The organism is Shewanella electrodiphila, from assembly GCF_023283985.1.
GTDB lineage: Bacteria > Pseudomonadota > Gammaproteobacteria > Enterobacterales > Shewanellaceae > Shewanella > Shewanella electrodiphila.
Genome location: NZ_JAKIKU010000050.1, coordinates 1 through 688 on the forward strand (window position 1 = coordinate 1; position 688 = coordinate 688).

Here is a 688-nt window from a genome sequence, read left to right on the forward strand (position 1 = left end):
TTGACCGTTTTGATCGACAGCTGAGGCATCAACGGTGATGTCACCATCAACTAAGCCAGAAATATCTACTCCATCAATAGTGTAATCGCCATTGGCATCAACAGTGACGCCGGTGATGATTTGCACTGTGCCAGCGCTATCGGTGAGCGTTAGGGTGACGGTTGAGTTTGGCGCGACATCGGTGGTGCTACCTGAAATGTCAGCGGTTTCTGCGCCATCATTAATTACTAATGCCACATCAATTGAACCCGCAGTCGCGTCCATGTTGTCAGTGTCAGCATCCGTGACGGTTTGACCGTTTTGATCGACAGCTTGAGCGTCAACGGTAATGTCGCCATCAACTAAGCCTGAAATGTCTACGCCATCAATGCTGTAATCGCCATTGGCATCAACAGTGACGCCAGTGATGACTTGCACTGTGCCGGCGCTATCGGTAAGGGTTAGGGTGACTGTGCTGTTTGGCGCCACATCAGTAGTGCTACCAGAAATGTCAGCGGTTTCTGCGCCGTCATTGATGGTGAGGGCTACATCAATTGAACCTGCAGTCGCATCCATGTTGTCAGTGTCAGCATCCGTAACGGTTTGACCGTTTTGGTCGACAGCTGAGGCATCAACGGTAATGTCACCATCAACTAAGCCAGAAATATCCACGCCATCAATGCTGTAATCGCCATTGGCATCAACAGTG

Annotated in this window: 1 pseudogene; it reads right to left on the reverse strand. The window is 50.1% G+C overall.

Going from position 1 to position 688, the window contains the following annotated elements:
• Nucleotides 1-688: pseudogene (locus tag L2737_RS22250) on the reverse strand (retention module-containing protein); the annotation flags it as partial.